Source organism: Luteipulveratus flavus (assembly GCF_029439465.1).
Lineage (GTDB): Bacteria > Actinomycetota > Actinomycetes > Actinomycetales > Dermatophilaceae > Luteipulveratus > Luteipulveratus flavus.
The window spans coordinates 34,389-49,957 of the sequence record NZ_JAROAV010000023.1 but is presented as its reverse complement, the minus strand read 5'-3'; the positions used below and the strand labels follow the sequence as shown (position 1 = coordinate 49,957).

Sequence of the window (15,569 nt, the reverse complement as noted above, 5' to 3'; positions counted from 1 at the left end):
TCTTCATGCTCGACACCATCCTGTTCCCCCTCGAGTGGTTCGTCGCGACCATCATGGTCGGCTTCCACAAGGCGTTCACCTTCCTCGGGCTTCCCGAGGACAACGGCTGGACGTGGGCGCTGTCCATCGTCGGTCTCGTGATCGTGCTGCGGATCCTGCTGATCCCGCTGTTCGTCAAGCAGATCAAGTCCTCGCGCCGCCTCCAGCTGATCCAGCCGGAGATGCAGAAGATCCAGGCCAAGTACAAGGGCAAGAAGGATCAAGAGTCTCGGCAGAAGATGACCGAGGAGACGATGGAGCTGTACAAGCGGACGGGCACCAACCCGTTCGGCTCCTGCCTTCCGATCCTGCTGCAGAGCCCGTTCTTCTTCGCGCTGTTCCGGGTGCTGCACGGCCTCCCGCAGATGGCGGACGGCCGCAAGGACCCGATCGGCCCGCTGACCAAGCAGCTGGCGGGGCAGGCCGAGAACTCCACGCTGTTCGGTGCGCAGCTGTCCTCGACGTTCCTGAACTCCCACGGTGCCGCGGCCAAGATCGTGACGATGGTCCTCATCGTGCTGATGTCGCTGACCACGTTCACGACGCAGCGTCAGCTGATGACCAAGAACATGCCGGCGTCGGCCCTGGACAACCCGATGGCCAAGCAGCAGAAGTACATCATGTACCTGATGCCGCTGATCTTCTTCATCACCGGCCCGAACTTCCCGATCGGCGTCCTCATCTACTGGCTGGTGACGAACCTGTGGTCGATGGGCCAGCAGTTCTACGTCATCCGCCGCATGCCGGCACCGGGTTCGGCGGCGGAGAAGGCTCTCGAGGAGCGGAACCGCGCCAAGGGCAAAATCACCAAGAAGCTCACGGTCCCCGGACTGGGCGCGCGCGACGAGGATGAGCCGACCGCGGAGGCGAAGCCCTCCGGTACGCCCGGCCGGAGCAACTCCGGCGGTCAGCAGGCAGGTAAGGGCGGCGGCCAGCGCGTCCAGCCCAAGCGCAACAGCCAACGCCGCAAGCGCTGACGCGCTCGCCCACCCGACTCTTCCCCGTACCTCTCACCTGGAGCGACCCCTATGACGGATCAGAACATCTCGCAGACCTCCGGCCTCGACGAGGCGGACCTCGAGACGCAGACGGAGGACCACGCCGCGCAGACCGCGACCACGGTCGAGACGGTCGACGACGCTACCCAGGACGGCGACACCGGACGCACGCGATCCCGGGAGCGCTCGGCGTCCGACCTGGAGCACGAGGGCGAGATCGCGGCGGACTTCCTGGAGACGTTGCTGGACATCGCAGACCTTGACGGCGACATCGACGTCGACATCGAGGGTGACCGCGCCGCCATCTCTATCGTGGACAGCGAGGACGGCCGGGTCCCGCGCCGCCTGGTGGGTACCGACGGCAAGGTTCTCGAGGCACTCCAGGAGCTGACGCGGCTGGCCGTTCAGGCGGAGACCGGCGATCGCAGCCGCCTCATGCTGGACGTCGCGGGCTACCGCGCCGACCGCCGCGCCGCGCTGGTGAAGGAGGCGGAGTCGGTCGTCGAGCAGGTCCGCTCCACGGGCGAGCGTGCGGCGCTGACGCCGATGTCGGCGTTCGAGCGCAAGGTCGTGCACGACGCCGTCCTCGCCGCTGGCCTGTCCTCGGAGTCCGAGGGGTCCGAGCCGCGGCGTTACGTCGTGGTCCTGCCCGCCGACTGAGGTCGCGTTTCACGTGGAACCTGAGGGTGCCGCGTCGCCGGCGCCACCCGCTCCGCCCGCTGCGGAGCCGTTGTTCGGCGACCGGCTGGCTGTGGCGGAGGCGTACGTCGCCCATCTCGCTGACACCGGTGTCTCGCACGGTCTGATCGGGCCGCGCGAGGTGCCCCGGCTCTGGGACCGCCACGTCCTCAACTGCGCCGCGATTCATCCGGCGTTCCCTGAATCGATCCGGGTGGCGGACGTCGGGGCGGGGGCCGGCCTCCCCGGGATGGTGCTGGCCATCGCGAGGCCGGATCTGCGCCTCGTCCTCGTCGAGCCCCTCGAGCGGCGCACCCGGTGGCTCGAGCAGGTCGCGGACGACCTGGGCCTGACGAACGTCGAGGTCAGGCGAGCGAAGGCCGAGCAGCTGTGGGGGAGCCTCGACGCCGACGCGACCACGTCGCGTGCGGTGGCTCGTCTGGGCGAGCTGGCGCGTCTGTCCCTGCCTCTGCTCCGTCCGGGTGGAATGATGGTGGCCCTCAAGGGCGAGCGGGCGTCGATCGAGCTCACCGAGGACGCGTCCGTTCTCGAGCGTCTCCGGGTCGCGGACTCGTCGGTTGCCACCTACGGTGAAGGCCTGGTGGATCCGCCGAGCCGAGTTGTGGTCCTGCATGTCGATGGGACTGCTCCTCGGCTGCGGACGCCCGTGGGCGCAGGACCGGCCCAGAGCGCGGAGAAGAAGCGGGCCAAGCGTCGGCAACGCCGCCAGTGAGGCAGGTTACTGACTCGAGCAGAACGGAGCGGCGAGGTGCACGTAGGGACGACGACGCCCGTGGGATGGGCAGGCGCAGCACCGCAACCTTCGCCGACACCGGTCGGATGGCCACCCGATCTCGTCCTCGTGACTCAGGACATCGATCGGCGTGCCGAGCCGACGATCCGGGTCAGCGGCGTGGACCAGGCACGGCGTGCCGGTCAGCAGGCCTCGAACGCACTGGAAGAGCTCGCTGCGGTGCAGCGAGCTGATGACGACCTTCGTCCCGCGCCGGCGGGAGGACCTCACGAACGGAACCCGAAGATGCCCGTGGGCGACCGCACCGAGCCGCCTGACGTCGACGCCATTGTCGATGTTTCCCGTGAAACCGGACCGTCCGACCCGCAGTGGTCGAGAGGCGGGAGGAGTTCGTCCGATCTGTCGACGGACCGCTCTCGGAGTGAGACCCCCGCGTCCGCGGGCGTGACCCCGCATGCCGCTCAGTCGGTTGCGCCGGTTTCCCGTGAAACCACTACCTCGGATGCGCCCCGGGCGGCGACGCTGGGCTCGGAGTTCTCAACGGCCGCTGTGGAGACGATGCAGGACGCAGACACCCCCATCGCCCGCGAGCTCGAGGATCAGGTTCGGCGGCGGACCAGGATCGCCCAGACGAAGGTCCCGAAGCCGGAACGCACGCGCGTCATGACGGTTGCGAACCAGAAGGGGGGCGTGGGCAAGACGACGACGACGGTCAACGTCGCTGCTGCCCTCGCTCAGGCCGGCCTGCGAGTCCTGGTGATCGACATCGACCCGCAGGGCAATGCGAGCACGGCGCTCGGCATCGAGCATCACGCCGAGGTGCCGTCCGTCTACGACGTGGTCGTCGAGGGCAAGCCCATGCGCGACATCGTCCAGGAGTGCCCCGACATCAAGGGACTGTGGTGCGCGCCCGCGACGATCGACCTGGCCGGCGCCGAGATCGAGCTGGTCTCGCTGGTCGCTCGGGAGCAGCGGCTGAACCGTGCGTTGACCGCTCACGTGGACGAGCTCGGCGAGGAGGCGTACGACTACGTCCTGATCGACTGCCCGCCGAGCCTCGGCCTGCTGACCGTCAACGCGTTCGTGGCGGCGCGCGAGGTGTTCATCCCGATCCAGTGCGAGTACTACGCGCTCGAGGGCCTGAGTCAGCTCCTCAACAACATCGAGCTGATCCGCAAGCACCTCAATCCGGCTCTCGCCATCTCGACCATCCTGTTGACGATGTACGACGCTCGGACGCGGCTGTCCGCCCAGGTCGCGGAGGAGGTTCGCACCCACTTCCCGGACACGGTGCTGCGCAGCAGCGTGCCGCGATCGGTACGAATCTCCGAGGCTCCGAGCCACGGCCTCACGGTGATGACCTACGACCCCGCCAGCAGCGGTGCGTTGTCCTACGCCGAGGCCGCGACCGAGCTCGCGCTGCGCGGAGAGCCCTCCGGCCAGTAGCTCGACCCGGCCGGTCTCCTCGTCAGCACGCTGAACGACGTTTCACGGGAAACATGTGGTGGTCGGGTGGGCGTCGCTACCCCTGCGACGCCTGTCTCGCCTGCTGCTGGTGTGTGTTTCACGGGAAACCACACGATGCAGCTTCTCCTCGTGCACTGGGAGGGGGTTTCTGGGTCAGCTGACCGAGCGCGTGTCGACCTCGGCTCTGATGACGAGTTGTGCTCAGAGCTGTCCGACGACCGAGGCAGTCGACGGGGGTGCACTCATGGTGAATTGGCGGATCCGACGGGGAACAGCTCTGATGCTGGACCCGGCGTCGTTTCCCGTGAAACGACGCTCTGCCACCACCTCGATGCGAGACTCGGCCAACCGAAGGGGTGGACGACGTCAGTCGTGCACATCGATCGCGACCTCACCGTCGCGGGCGTCCCGTTTCCCGTGAAACGACGAAACTGCGAACGTCGCGTCGGGCACGCCATTCGCTGGACCGAGTGGCGCTGCGCACGGCCCACGACCCCGGATCGCGGGATGTCGGCAGCAGACGGTGCCTGCGGGCGACGTCATCCTCGGATCCCGGTGCTCGACCGGCCACACGACGTGACCTGCCGCGCGATGCGCGCCGGGCGAGAACCGCGAGTCTGTCCGGTTCAGCGATGGTCGGCCAGTAGTCTTGGCTGTCGCCGGACGGCGTACGTCGACCGGCATCGGGAGTCCGGTGCCCCGGACCGAACTGGAGGCAGAGTGAGCGACAAGCGGCGAGGGCTGGGGCGAGGGCTGGGCGCGCTCATACCGAGTGCACCTGCAGGGACCACCCGCCCGAGCGATGTGTTCTTCAATGACCGCAGCGGCCAAGGTTCCACGGGAAACAGCTCGACGAACGCAGCGGGCGGCACCACCACCGCCGTGATCGAGAGCCCTCGTCCGGACGACGCCGCTGAGCGCTCTCCGTCCGAGTCGAGCGCAAGCGGCGACAGTGTGGCGACCGCCTCTCCGGCGGCTTCCACCGCGCCGGTCGTGCCTACGGGGGAGTCGCTCGCGCCGGTGCCGGGTGCGGAGTTCGCCGAGATCGAGATCGGTGCCATCCGACCCAACCCGAAGCAGCCGCGCCAGGTCTTCGACGAGGACGACATGGCCGAGCTCGTGCACAGCATCCGGGAGATCGGCGTCCTGCAGCCGATCGTGGTCCGGCCCATCCCGGCGGCCGAGCGCGGCGAGGACGGCTCGGGCCCGGCGTACGAGCTCATCATGGGGGAGCGTCGCTGGCGAGCGAGCAAGGAGGCGGACAAGACGACGGTTCCGGCCATCATCCGGAGCACGACCGATGACGATCTGCTGCGCGACGCGCTGCTGGAGAATCTGCACCGCGCCCAGCTGAACCCGCTGGAAGAGGCCGCCGCCTATCAGCAGCTGCTCGACGACTTCGGCTGCACGCACGACGTGCTGGCTGGTCGCATCGGCCGGTCGCGTCCGCAGATCTCCAACACGCTCCGGCTCCTGAAGCTGCCGCCGCTGGTCCAGCGTCGCGTGGCCGCCGGTGTCCTGTCCGCCGGGCATGCGCGGGCCCTGCTGGGTCTCGGCGACGGTGCGGCGATGGAGCGCCTCGCGCAGCGGATCGTGGCCGAGGGACTCTCGGTGCGCACCGTCGAGGAGATTGTGGCGCTCGGCGGCGACCAGTCGAAGGCTCGTCGCAGCTCGCCGCGGATGGGTGGCCGGCACCCGCACCTGGAGGACATCGCTGCGAAGCTGTCGGACCGGCTCGACACCCGCGTCGCCATCGCGCTCGGTAAGCGCAAGGGCAAGCTGACTGTCGAGTTCGCCTCGGTGGACGACCTCGACCGCATCGTCCAGCAGCTCGGCCTCGAGCGCTCCTGACCGACAAGAGATCGGACGACGGCTCCTGGATCTGGCTGGGGCACAACAGATCTCGGCTGCACCGATCATGACGAAGGGCCTCACCGCCGCGGTGAGGCCCTTCGTCGTGCAAGCGATGGATCAGCCGATGAACTGGTCCAGCTCGCGCACCAGCTTCGGCTTCGGGAGAGCGCCGACCAGGGTCTTGACGACCTCGCCGTTGACGTAGACGTTCATCGTCGGGATGCCCGTGATGCCGTACTTCGCGGAGGTGGCGGGGTTCTCGTCGGTGTTGAGCTTGACGACCTCGATCTTGTCGGCGTGCTCAGCGGCGATCTCCTCCAGGATGGGCGCGACCGCGCGGCACGGCCCGCACCACTCCGCCCAGAAGTCGACCAGCACGGGCTTGGGGTTCTGCAGGACGTCGGCCTCGAACGTTGCGTCGGTCGTGGACTTGGTAGCACCCATGGGTGTCCTCTCTCCGGGTTGGGCTGGGGTCTGGAAGGTCTTCAGGTCTCAGAGGGTCGCGGGTACGGCTTCCTCGGCCGCGCCGCCACGCTCGCGCTCGGCCTCGGGGTCGAGCGCGGCAAGGTACCGCTCGGCGTCCAGGCTGGCCGCACAACCGGAGCCGGCGGCCGTGATGGCCTGGCGGTAGGTGTGGTCGACCAGGTCACCACAGGCGAAGACGCCGGGCAGGTTCGTCCGCGTGGAGCGGCCGTCGACCAGGACGTAGCCCTCGTCGTCCAGGTCGATCTGGCCGCGGACCAGCTCGTTGCGGGGCAGGTGACCGATGGCGACGAACAGACCGGTCGCCGCGAGGTCACGCTCGTCGCCGGTCACCGTGTCGCGCAGGGTCAAGCCCGACACCTTGGCATCGCCGTGAATGGCGGACACCTCGCTGTTCCAGGCGAAGGAGATCTTGTCGTCCTTCTCCGCGCGCTCGGCCATGATCTTGGACGCGCGCAGCTCGTCGCGGCGGTGCACCATGGTCACCGAGCTGGCGAAGCGCGAGAGGAACGTGGCCTCCTCGACCGCCGAGTCACCGCCGCCGACGACCGCGATGTCCTGGTTGCGGAAGAACGCCCCGTCACAGGTCGCGCACCACGAGACGCCGTGGCCCGAGAGCCGCTGCTCGTCCGGCAGGCCGAGCTCCCGGTACGCCGAGCCCATCGCCAGGATGACGGCGCGCGCCCGGTGGGTGGTGCCGGAACCGTCGGTGACGACCTTGACCGGCCCGGTCAGGTCGACCGACTCGACGTCGTCGCGGACCAGGTCGGCGCCGAACCGCTCGGCCTGGGCACGCATCTGCTCCATCAGGTCCGGGCCCATGATGCCGTCGGAGAAACCGGGAAAGTTCTCGACCTCCGTGGTGTTCATCAGCGCACCACCGGCGGTCACGGAACCCTCGAAGACCAGGGGCTCGAGGTTCGCGCGGGCCGCATAGACCGCCGCGGTGTACCCGGCCGGGCCTGAGCCGATGATGATCAGGTTGCGCACCTGGCCGGCATCGTCGACACGGTCTGTGGTCACAGGGAGCCTCCGGTTATCTCGGGTCATGGCGGAAGGACGCGGGATGCGTACTGGCCTCAACGAATCGTAGGCGGTGGCCATTCCCGGACCCCACGGGCACGCGACGCCGGCCAACGGGAGGCGCCGGCCGCGCGTCACGCGGCCGGCGCCCGATCCGGCTCAGCCGGAGGCGGCTAGGTCAGCTGGGTGGGACCGGCGATCTTGCCGCTGCCCTGCGAGCACTGCCGGGAGAAGACCCACACGTTGCTCTTGCCGTTGTCGGTGATGACGACGACGATCGCCGGCTTGCCCTCGTACATCCCGAAGTCCGCAGCGATGCGGTCGGCGGTGACGAGCTGGGGGCCGAGACCCTTGAGGCAGTCCAGCAGGCCGCGGGCCGTCGCCGCCGGGCCGAGGCCGATCGCCTCGGCGCGAATCGGGTCGATGCTGCCCGACTGCGTCTTGAGGGCGGCAGCCTCCGTGGTGAGCCCCGCCGCCGTGTAGTCGCGGCCGGAGTTCTGGATGCTGACCTTGTCCATCGGGTTGACGCTGCCGGAGCCGTCCGGAGCCGTCGCCGACGCCGTCGGCGCGGCTGCGGGCGGGGCCTCGTCGTTGTTCATCGCCTTCGTGACTCCGAGCGCGCCGACCGCGATCGCGGCCGCGGCGCCCAGTCCTGCCACGGGGGCGAGCCAGCGGGCACGACCATGGCGACGACCGCCGGGCACCGCGCTGGCACCGTCCGCCGAGGGCGCGGTGGGGCGGCCGACCAGGGGGGTGACGTTCTCGGACGAGCCGGCTCTGTCGTCCTGCTCCCGCTGCAGCGCGGACTGGATACGAGCCATGACGTCGTCAGGCATCGGTCCCGGGTCCGGCAACGAGGACAGCAGAGCACGCACACCGGTGGGGTCCTGGTCGTCGTCGTGCGACGTCGGCCCCCCAGTGGACTGGGGTGCATTCACTGGCAACCTCCGAAATCTCCGTCGACGAGAGCGGTGGCTCTCGACGTCTGACACGGCCGTCGCACAGCGCAGCGCGCTGGGCACAGTCGAGCCAGGACATGGTTAGGACGACGGATGTCGAGTGGGGGTTCCGTCCCGATCCCAAAAACTTCGAAGGACCGGACGCGGACCACCCGCACGCACCCGGAGGCGCTGCAGGTGACCGTGACCGGAGGGGTCGGTGCTCGGAGGTGGGCCAACATCAATCGCGCCTGTGACGAGGAGCCCCGGGATCGGGTTCCCGCGAGGAGGACGCGCGCGTGGTCCGTCGTACGGGCGCCGATCGCCGGGCGGTCAGCGCGGCAGCGGATAGCCGTCACCACGTCGGTCCTGCAGGAGGACGGCCAGCGCGGACCGCCCACGAGCACAGCGCGACTTGATGGTGCCCTCGGCGACGTCCAGCACCTGTGCCGCCTCCGCCACGCTCAGCCCGTGCATGTCCACCAGGGTGAGCGCCATGCGCTGACCCTCCGGGATCTTGGCCAGCGCCTCCTGCACGTCCAGCCGGACGTCCACCGAGCCGTGATGATCGTGCCGGTCGGCCATCTCGTACTCGGGCAGCTCGCTGGTCGGCTTGATGCGCCGCAGCCGGTCCAGGCAGGCGTTGACGACGATCCGGTGCAGCCAGGTGGTCACCTGGGCGTCGCCACGGAAGGAGTCGGCCCGGCGGAAGGCGGAGATGAAGCCGTCCTGCACGGCGTCGGCCGCGAGCTCGGGGTCACGGCAGGTCCGCAGCGCCACCGCCCACATCCGGTCCTTGTGGCGGCGGAAGAGCTCACCGAACGCGTTCGGGTCCCCTGCGCAGTGCTGAGCGAGCAAGTCGCGGTCAGAGCGCTCGGCGAGCGCGTCCGGGTGCGTCATGAAGACACCTTGATCTCGGCGATCTGGTCACGGAAGGCGGAGCGCTGCTCCTGGGAGAGCTTGGTGATCCACACGATCACGTAGCGGCCCTTGATCGGCTGGGAAGCAGCCGCTGTCTGCTCCCCGGAGCCGCTGATGGTGCCGAGGGTCTTCGCCCCACGGAGGCGCTTCACGTCGGTGACGTACACGGTCAGGTTGGACGGTGCGCCGTCGATCGACACCGCGACGCTGCGGACGTCCTTGGCGCTGCCGAGGTCGAGCATCAGCCCCACGCCCGACTTCATCCGCCCGAAGGTGTCGCTGGTGTAGATGTACGTGCGCCACTTGGTGTCCGGCTTGCCGTCGATCGCGAAGCGGGCGAGCTCGTCCTTCTCGTTGCCGCCGCCCTCAGGGTCGAAGCTGCTCACCGACTGGACGGCGATCGGGCCGGCGGCCGGTGCGGGTGCCGGGGTGGACGGCCGCGCGGTCGGACCGGTCGCGGACGCGCTGGCCGAGACGGACGGTCCGGGCTGGGCGGTGGTGTCCTCGTTCGAGTCGGAGCTGAACAGACTGCGCAGGCCGAGGAAGCCGAGCACGAGCGCCAGCACCACGACGCCGGCGACGATGCCGAGCGCCAGCCGGCTGCTGTCGCGGTCGGGCTCCTCGCGGCCGTAGCTGAGCATCGGCAGCGGCGGCTCGAGCTCGTCGTCGTAGTCGTCGTCCTCGTCGATCCGCGCCGGCACCGACATCGGCCGGTAGGTGGTCGTCAAGTCGTGGTCGAGAGCGGGCGGACGGCCGACCGCCGTGGCGTCCGGGTCGGCGCCGGCGAACGCCCGCACCATGGTGGGCTCGTCCTCGCGGGCCGGGGCGCGCGACGCCTGCTCCTCGCCGTACGACGCAGCCCGGCTCGCGGCACCCGTCGCGGTGGCCGTGGCGGCGGCACTGCCGACCGCGACCTTCGCCGCCGGGCGGCTCTGCTGGGCGGCCGAGGCCGACCTCTGCTCCACCTGGTCGCGGCCGCCTGCACCGAACACCTGTTCGGACGACCATGGCGACAGCTGGCGGGCGAGCTCACCCGGGGTGAGAGGACCTTCGTCGTCGTTCAGCGTGGTCCGGCACAGGGTGTCCAGGTCGCCGGGGACGCCGGTCACCAGCTCCGCCGGCCCGGGCAGCAGGCCGTCGGCGCGCCGCTCCGCGGTCGGGACGCCCGGTGCCTCGTCGGGCCCGGGCCACTGACCGGTGAGACCGGCGTACGCGACCTTGACCAGCGCCACCACGTCGTCGCGCGAGGCGTTGGAGGCCTGCTCGTCGTCGCGGCCCTCCAGCGCGGCGCCGATGGCGACACCGGACACCTGGATGGAGCCGTCCCGCGCGCGCAGCACGTGGTGGGGGCTGAGGATCAGGTGGTGCAGACCGCGCGCCCGGGCCGCTTCCAACCCGGAGGCGGCCTCGCCGATGACCCGGCGTACCTCCTCGGAGGGGAGGTTGTCCTCGCGCAGCAGCGCGGCCACCGAGGAGGCGTGGTGCACGGCCTCCTCGACGACGTACGAGACGTCCTCGTCGGAACCGACGTCCAGGACGCGTACCAGGCGGTGGTCCTCGACGCCCGCCACCCGGCGGGCGGAGTCCAGGGCGCCAGCACCGTGCGGATGGTCGGCCGCGAAGCAGGTGACCGTGACCTCACGGCCGAGGGTGGAGTCGGTGGCGATCCACTGCTCGACGTCGTCCCGGCTGGAGAGCGCGCGACCCAGCTCGTACCGGCCACCCAGGGTCACGCCGCGGCTGATCCCCTCCACACATGCTCCTCGTCGTCAGCCCCGGACGGGGCGGTGCCGGCGTCGTGTCGGCGACGCCGGTCGTCGCTCGCACAGTTCTGTCCGCGCCATCTTAGGTGAGCCGAACCCGCATCAGCGGATGGCGCGTCAGCGGCGTGCCAACCTGCCCAGGCGTCGGGTGATCGGGTTGACCAGGTCGTCGATCTCGCGCACGTGCAGCCGGCGGGAGAGGTAGACGTACACGAGCAGGAAGAGCGGGGAGCCCAGGACGAGCGCCACCATCGACTCCAGCCTGCCGTCCAGGACCACGTCGACGCCGATGACCAGCGGCAGCGTCACGGCCGCGGCGAACAGCGAGGCCACCAGCAGGCGGACGTACGTCCGGACGACGTCGTGGATCATGACCCGGCCGACGGTCTTCTGCAACCACCGGAAGCCGAGCAGGCCCTGGACCAGGTTGCTGATGGTGAGGGAGAGGCCGATGCCGATGCCGACGTAGTGGTCCGGGATGAACAGGCAGCCGAGCGTGATGACGGCGGCGACCGCGGTGCACCAGACCTGCATCCGGAACGGCGTGCGCGCGTCCTCGTACGCGTAGAACACCCGCTGGACGAGCACGCACAGGCCGAACGCCGACAGGCCCAGCATCATCGGAATCATGAACGACCCGATCTTCCACTGCTGCTCCTGGCCGAACAGCGTGCCGACGAGCGGGTAGCCGAGGACGAAGGCACCGACCGTGCACGGCACGGTCGCTACCGCGGTGAGACGCAGACCCTGTCGCAGGTCGCGCCGCACCAGCGCGTGGTTGCGGACGTTCGCCGCTCGCGCCATGGCCGTGAAGAGTGCGGTCACCAGGCTCACCGTGACCAGGGAGTGCGGCAGCATGAACAGCAGGAACCCTTGCTCCTGCGCGTTCTTACCCGGGTCGTTGTTGCCCTGGGTGTTCAGAACGTTCGTCGTGATGAGCAGGCCGATCTGCTGCAGGATCACCGCGGCGAACGCCCACATCGCGACCTTGGACGCCGACCCCAGGCCGACGCCGCGCCACTGGAAGCTCGGGCTGTAGCGATAGCCGTCCCGCCACAGCGGGATGATCAGGCACACCGCCTGGACGACGATGCCGAGGGTCGCCGAGCCGGCCAACATCCACACCATGCTGCTGTCCCAGACCTCCGGGGTCGGCCCGTCGCGACCGAAGCCGTCCGTGGAGGCGAGGAAGGCGACCAGACCGGCGATGGCGATGACGTTCGCCAGGGCGGGGGACCACATGAACCAGCCGAACCGACCGCGAGCGTTCAGCACCTGGCCGAAGAGCGCGTACAGGCCGTAGAACAGGATCTGCGGCAGGCAGATGAGCGCGAACGTCGTACCGAGCTCGAGCCGCGCGCCGGAGGCACTGGAGTCGTACAGGCGGTAGACGATCGGCGCAGCGGCGACGAAGACCACCGTCACGCCGACCAGCAGCGTCATGGCCAGGGTCAGCAACCGGTCGGTGTATGCCTTTCCGCCGTCCGCGTGCCGTAGCGACTTGGTGATCTGCGGGACGAGCACCGCGTTGATGACGCCGCCGGCCAGCAGCAGGTAGATGATGTTCGGCAGCGTGTTCGCGGTGCTCCAGACGTTGGCCGAAAGGCCCGTGCCGATGGCGGCGACCTGCAAGGAGGCGCGCAGCATGCCGAGCACGCGGGAGACCAGCGTGCCGGCGGCCATCAGCGCACTGGCTCGACCCAGGGTCGCCGTCGAGGTGGACGGGCGCGGGGCTGCCGGGGCCTCCGGCTCCGGGTCCTGGGCGCGGCGGAGGTCGGCGCGGGTGACGTCCTCGGGCGGGAGGTCCTCCAGCGCCGGCCGCTCGGCGGGCCGCGGGACCGGGATGGGGACGCTGATCTCGGCGTCGGCCGGACTGAGCGAGTCGGGCCGGGTGTAGCCCTCCTTGACCTCACGCAGCGCCTTGCGCGACGGCATGAAGGTCGTCGGGTCGTCGCGCAGCTCATCGAAGCCGGCGCCTCCGGGGTGACCGTCGTCGTACGCGACGTTGCCGTCCCACGGGTTGCGCTCGCGCTCGGCGGCGTCCTCGGCGATCCACGAGGTGTACTGGTCGCCGATGCTGCCGAGCATGTCGGGCAGCACCGCGGGCCGGTTGACCTCACGGGCGTACATCTCGCCCAGGCTGGGGCGGTCACCCGCACGCCGGCGACGAGACTCCTCCTCCGGCCGAGGTCGCTTGCCCCCTCGGTCCGGCACGGGCGTCCCGTCAGTCATCGTCCCCCTCGATCGGCTCCGGAACGTCGTCCGGCAGTGGCATGGCGGTCTCGGCGCGCGGCCCCTTCCGCACGCTGCGGAAGAGGCCGACGACGAAGATCAGTCCCGCAACGATACCCAGCACCCAGTAGATCCACGTCGCGGTGGGGCGCACGTTGACCTTGAGCTTGACCGGCTCGCCCCGCACCAGCCCGAGCGGCTCGCCACCCGGTGTGCTGAGGGCGACGTCGACCGGGGCCGTCCCCGCGGCGACGGCCTGTACGGGGACGCGGACCGTCGTCCGGCCGCCCGCCGGCAGGGACAGCGGAGCCGGCTGGCGCTTGACCCAGAGCAGACCCTTGCGCGGCGTGACCACGAGCTGGACGTCACGGACCGGGCGGGCGAGGTTGTTGACCACGGTGATGCTGAGCATCCCGGAGTTGGCGAAGAAGTTGACGGTGGAGGGCCGTACCGCGACCTGGGTCGTCAGCGAGTCGAGCGCATCGCTGGTGGTCCGCAGGGTGGTGCCGTACGCCGCGCCCCGACCGCGCCAGCGGGTCGAGCCCATCTCGCTGAGGGACCTGTCCCAGCCGGCGATGACGTCGGCGGAGTCCACCAGGATCGTGTCGAGCGCTCCCGCGATCTCCCGGTTGCGGCCCACGAGGGTGAGGGCGGCCGGATCGACCGGTGATGCCGGCGGCGTGGCGGGGAACGGCGTCGTACGGCGGGCCAGCCGGGCCGACGGCTGGGCCGTCCGCGCCTGCTGGACCAGCGCGGTCGAGGTGATCGGGCGGAGCCACGGCACCGACCGGGCGGCGGTGATCACCCGCGCGAGCTGGGCGGGACTCGCCTGACCGGTTCGCGGCGCCAGCATCAGGAGCGAGCGCTGGGCCTGTGGCTGCTGCTGGTAGATGGCGAGCGTCTCCGCGAGGAAACGCTGGGTCCGCAGCCCCGGGTCACCTCCACCGGCGCCGGCGAAGAACGACAGCGGTTCGTCGTAGACGAGGACCGGCGCGCCGTTGACGAGCCGACGGCCGGCCGACGTGGTCGGGCGGTGCTGGTCGCCGGTCAGCTCGCGGGTGCTCAGGAAGGTGACGGGCAGCGAACCGGTCGTCTGCCGCCAGGTACGGGACAGCCCGGCGAGGCTGCTGGGCGTGACCTCCGAGGCCGCCCACATCGGCATGGTGGTCCCGATCTGGCGCAGGTCCGCGGACAGCGGACGGTCCAGGTGCTCGCGGACCGCCTCGGCCCCGCCCGCCGACGCCAGGGCGGTCAGGTCGGGGTCGCCGTACGGCAGGAACCAGACGGGCTGGCCGGCGCGGACCTGCTGCAGCCGGGTCCGCAGGTCGGCGGCGAGGCTCTCCACGGTGGCGGGCGTCGAGGGCTGCGGGCTCTGGCTCGAGGAGCTCGAGGTGGTGGAGCTGCTCGTCGGGGCCGACTCGGAGGGCGCGGTCCCGGTCGGCGTGCCGGCACCCGGCGTGGCCGACGGCGTGCTGGCCGGACGCGACGACGAACCGGTGCTGCTCGAAGCCGTGGCGCTCGGCGTGGGGGTGGGGGTCGGCGAGGACGTCGTGCTCGTACTCGACGGCGTCGTCGTGGTCGTGGTCGACGGTGTGGACTCCGGCGCGGGGACGGCCGGGTCGACGGCGCCCGGCGGCTCCAGCATCGTCGGGTCGACCAGCCAGGTGACCGGCTGGCCCTGGAGTGCGTCGAGCGTGCGCGCGACCGCGGAGCCGGGGCCGATCGCGCGGTTCCAGGCGGCGGTCCGCGTGTCGCCGGTGGGCCCGAACAGGTCCGGGTCCGCCGGCAGCGTGAGCGGCACGATCCAGCCGGTCCGGACGGGCTGGGGGATGGTGGCCGCCGTCCACTCCAGGTACGTCCGGGCGACGCCGCGGGTGGCGGCCGCGGTGAGGGTCGTGCCCTCGGTCACGGTCAGCGTCGCCGGCAGTGACGCGATGTAGTAGCGGTACCGCAGCCGGTCGGCAGGCACGGTGATGGTGAACGGAGCCTGCGCTCCCGGGGCGAGCTCGGTCACCGTGCCCGTACCGACCCGCGTGGGTTCGTCGAAACCCTCGCTCGAGCGGGCCCAGCGGTCGACCTGGTCGCGGGTGTCCAGCGGGCCGTCGACGATGCCGAGATGGACCACCGGCCTGGCGATGGTGGTGGTCCCGGTGTTGCGGACGGTGCCGCGCAGCACCAGGGAGCTGCCCTGGCGCAGGACGCGGGGGGTCGGGTCCGCGAGGGCGATCGTCGCGGAGCGATTCTGGGCCGGTGCTGCCGTGGCGGTCTGCGCGAGGGCGCCTGCCGGTCGCGGACCGACGGCCAGCACGGGAAGGACCGCCAGTAGGACGGCGAGCAGGGCGACGACCGGTCCGCGGGCACCCAGGATGCTGCTCGGCGTGCGGTGGCTGGACCGCGCCGCGCTCGGCTGCGCTCGCAC

The 15,569-nt window shown here is 70.6% G+C and carries 12 protein-coding genes; 5 read left to right on the top strand and 7 right to left on the bottom strand.

Annotated elements, in window-relative coordinates; genetic code table 11:
- Positions 1–5 precede the first annotated feature (5 nt).
- From yidC to P4R38_RS06420, 5 genes are all read left to right on the top strand, one after another.
- Positions 6–1,016 carry a membrane protein insertase YidC gene (yidC, locus tag P4R38_RS06440; RefSeq protein ID WP_277191507.1) on the top strand — a complete coding sequence of 337 codons (1,011 nt, stop codon included), beginning with the start codon at positions 6–8 and terminating at the stop codon, positions 1,014–1,016.
- Between the two features lie 51 nt (positions 1,017–1,067).
- Positions 1,068–1,697: a Jag family protein gene (locus P4R38_RS06435; RefSeq protein ID WP_275237855.1), complete on the top strand. Its 630-nt coding sequence runs from the start codon at positions 1,068–1,070 to the stop codon at positions 1,695–1,697.
- A gap of 13 nt (positions 1,698–1,710) precedes the next feature.
- Positions 1,711–2,448, top strand: a complete 738-nt coding sequence (gene rsmG / locus P4R38_RS06430; RefSeq protein WP_277191506.1) for a 16S rRNA (guanine(527)-N(7))-methyltransferase RsmG — start codon at positions 1,711–1,713, stop codon at positions 2,446–2,448.
- A 579-nt stretch (positions 2,449–3,027) separates the two neighbouring features.
- Complete coding sequence (locus P4R38_RS06425; RefSeq protein ID WP_277191505.1) at positions 3,028–3,915, top strand: ParA family protein; 888 nt, start codon at positions 3,028–3,030, stop codon at positions 3,913–3,915.
- 741 nt (positions 3,916–4,656) lie between these two features.
- On the top strand, positions 4,657–5,787 hold the full coding sequence (locus P4R38_RS06420; protein ID WP_277191504.1) for a ParB/RepB/Spo0J family partition protein: 1,131 nt from the start codon (positions 4,657–4,659) through the stop codon (positions 5,785–5,787).
- A gap of 120 nt (positions 5,788–5,907) precedes the next feature.
- Here the strand turns inward: P4R38_RS06420 and trxA are convergent, their stop codons facing one another.
- The 7 genes from trxA to P4R38_RS06385 all read right to left on the bottom strand — a co-directional run bounded on the left by trxA (position 5,908) and on the right by P4R38_RS06385 (position 15,569).
- The gene (trxA, locus tag P4R38_RS06415) at positions 5,908–6,234 is read right to left on the bottom strand and encodes a thioredoxin (protein WP_409201241.1); all 327 of its coding nucleotides are present in this window, start codon (positions 6,232–6,234) and stop codon (positions 5,908–5,910) included.
- A 48-nt stretch (positions 6,235–6,282) separates the two neighbouring features.
- A complete protein-coding gene (trxB, locus tag P4R38_RS06410) occupies positions 6,283–7,323 on the bottom strand; it encodes a thioredoxin-disulfide reductase (RefSeq protein ID WP_409201240.1) in 1,041 nt (346 codons plus the stop codon).
- A 146-nt stretch (positions 7,324–7,469) separates the two neighbouring features.
- Entirely contained in the window at positions 7,470–8,132 is a 663-nt protein-coding gene (locus P4R38_RS06405; protein ID WP_277191503.1) for a hypothetical protein, read from the bottom strand.
- A gap of 435 nt (positions 8,133–8,567) precedes the next feature.
- Entirely contained in the window at positions 8,568–9,134 is a 567-nt protein-coding gene (sigM, locus tag P4R38_RS06400; protein ID WP_275237849.1) for an RNA polymerase sigma factor SigM, read from the bottom strand.
- Positions 9,131–10,909 (bottom strand): protein kinase family protein, encoded by a 1,779-nt coding sequence (locus tag P4R38_RS06395; protein ID WP_277191502.1) that lies wholly within the window; start codon positions 10,907–10,909, stop codon positions 9,131–9,133. The genes sigM and P4R38_RS06395 overlap by 4 nt, the downstream gene beginning before the upstream one ends.
- A gap of 126 nt (positions 10,910–11,035) precedes the next feature.
- Positions 11,036–13,150 carry a murein biosynthesis integral membrane protein MurJ gene (gene murJ, locus P4R38_RS06390; RefSeq protein WP_277191501.1) on the bottom strand — a complete coding sequence of 705 codons (2,115 nt, stop codon included), beginning with the start codon at positions 13,148–13,150 and terminating at the stop codon, positions 11,036–11,038.
- Complete coding sequence (locus tag P4R38_RS06385) at positions 13,143–15,569, bottom strand: DUF6049 family protein (protein ID WP_277191500.1); 2,427 nt, start codon at positions 15,567–15,569, stop codon at positions 13,143–13,145. Before P4R38_RS06385 ends, murJ begins: the two co-directional genes overlap by 8 nt.

Excerpts from the sequence above, each read along its gene's own strand:
- yidC (WP_277191507.1), top strand. The coding sequence starts at position 6 with ATGCTCGACACCATCCTGTTCCCCCTCGAGTGGTTCGTCGCGACCATC.
- P4R38_RS06435 (WP_275237855.1), top strand. The coding sequence starts at position 1,068 with ATGACGGATCAGAACATCTCGCAGACCTCCGGCCTCGACGAGGCGGAC.
- P4R38_RS06425 (WP_277191505.1), top strand. The coding sequence starts at position 3,028 with ATGCAGGACGCAGACACCCCCATCGCCCGCGAGCTCGAGGATCAGGTT.
- trxA (WP_409201241.1), bottom strand. The coding sequence starts at position 6,234 with ATGGGTGCTACCAAGTCCACGACCGACGCAACGTTCGAGGCCGACGTC.
- trxB (WP_409201240.1), bottom strand. The coding sequence starts at position 7,323 with ATGACCCGAGATAACCGGAGGCTCCCTGTGACCACAGACCGTGTCGAC.
- P4R38_RS06405 (WP_277191503.1), bottom strand. The coding sequence starts at position 8,132 with ATGCCTGACGACGTCATGGCTCGTATCCAGTCCGCGCTGCAGCGGGAG.
- sigM (WP_275237849.1), bottom strand. The coding sequence starts at position 9,134 with ATGACGCACCCGGACGCGCTCGCCGAGCGCTCTGACCGCGACTTGCTC.
- murJ (WP_277191501.1), bottom strand. The coding sequence starts at position 13,150 with ATGACTGACGGGACGCCCGTGCCGGACCGAGGGGGCAAGCGACCTCGG.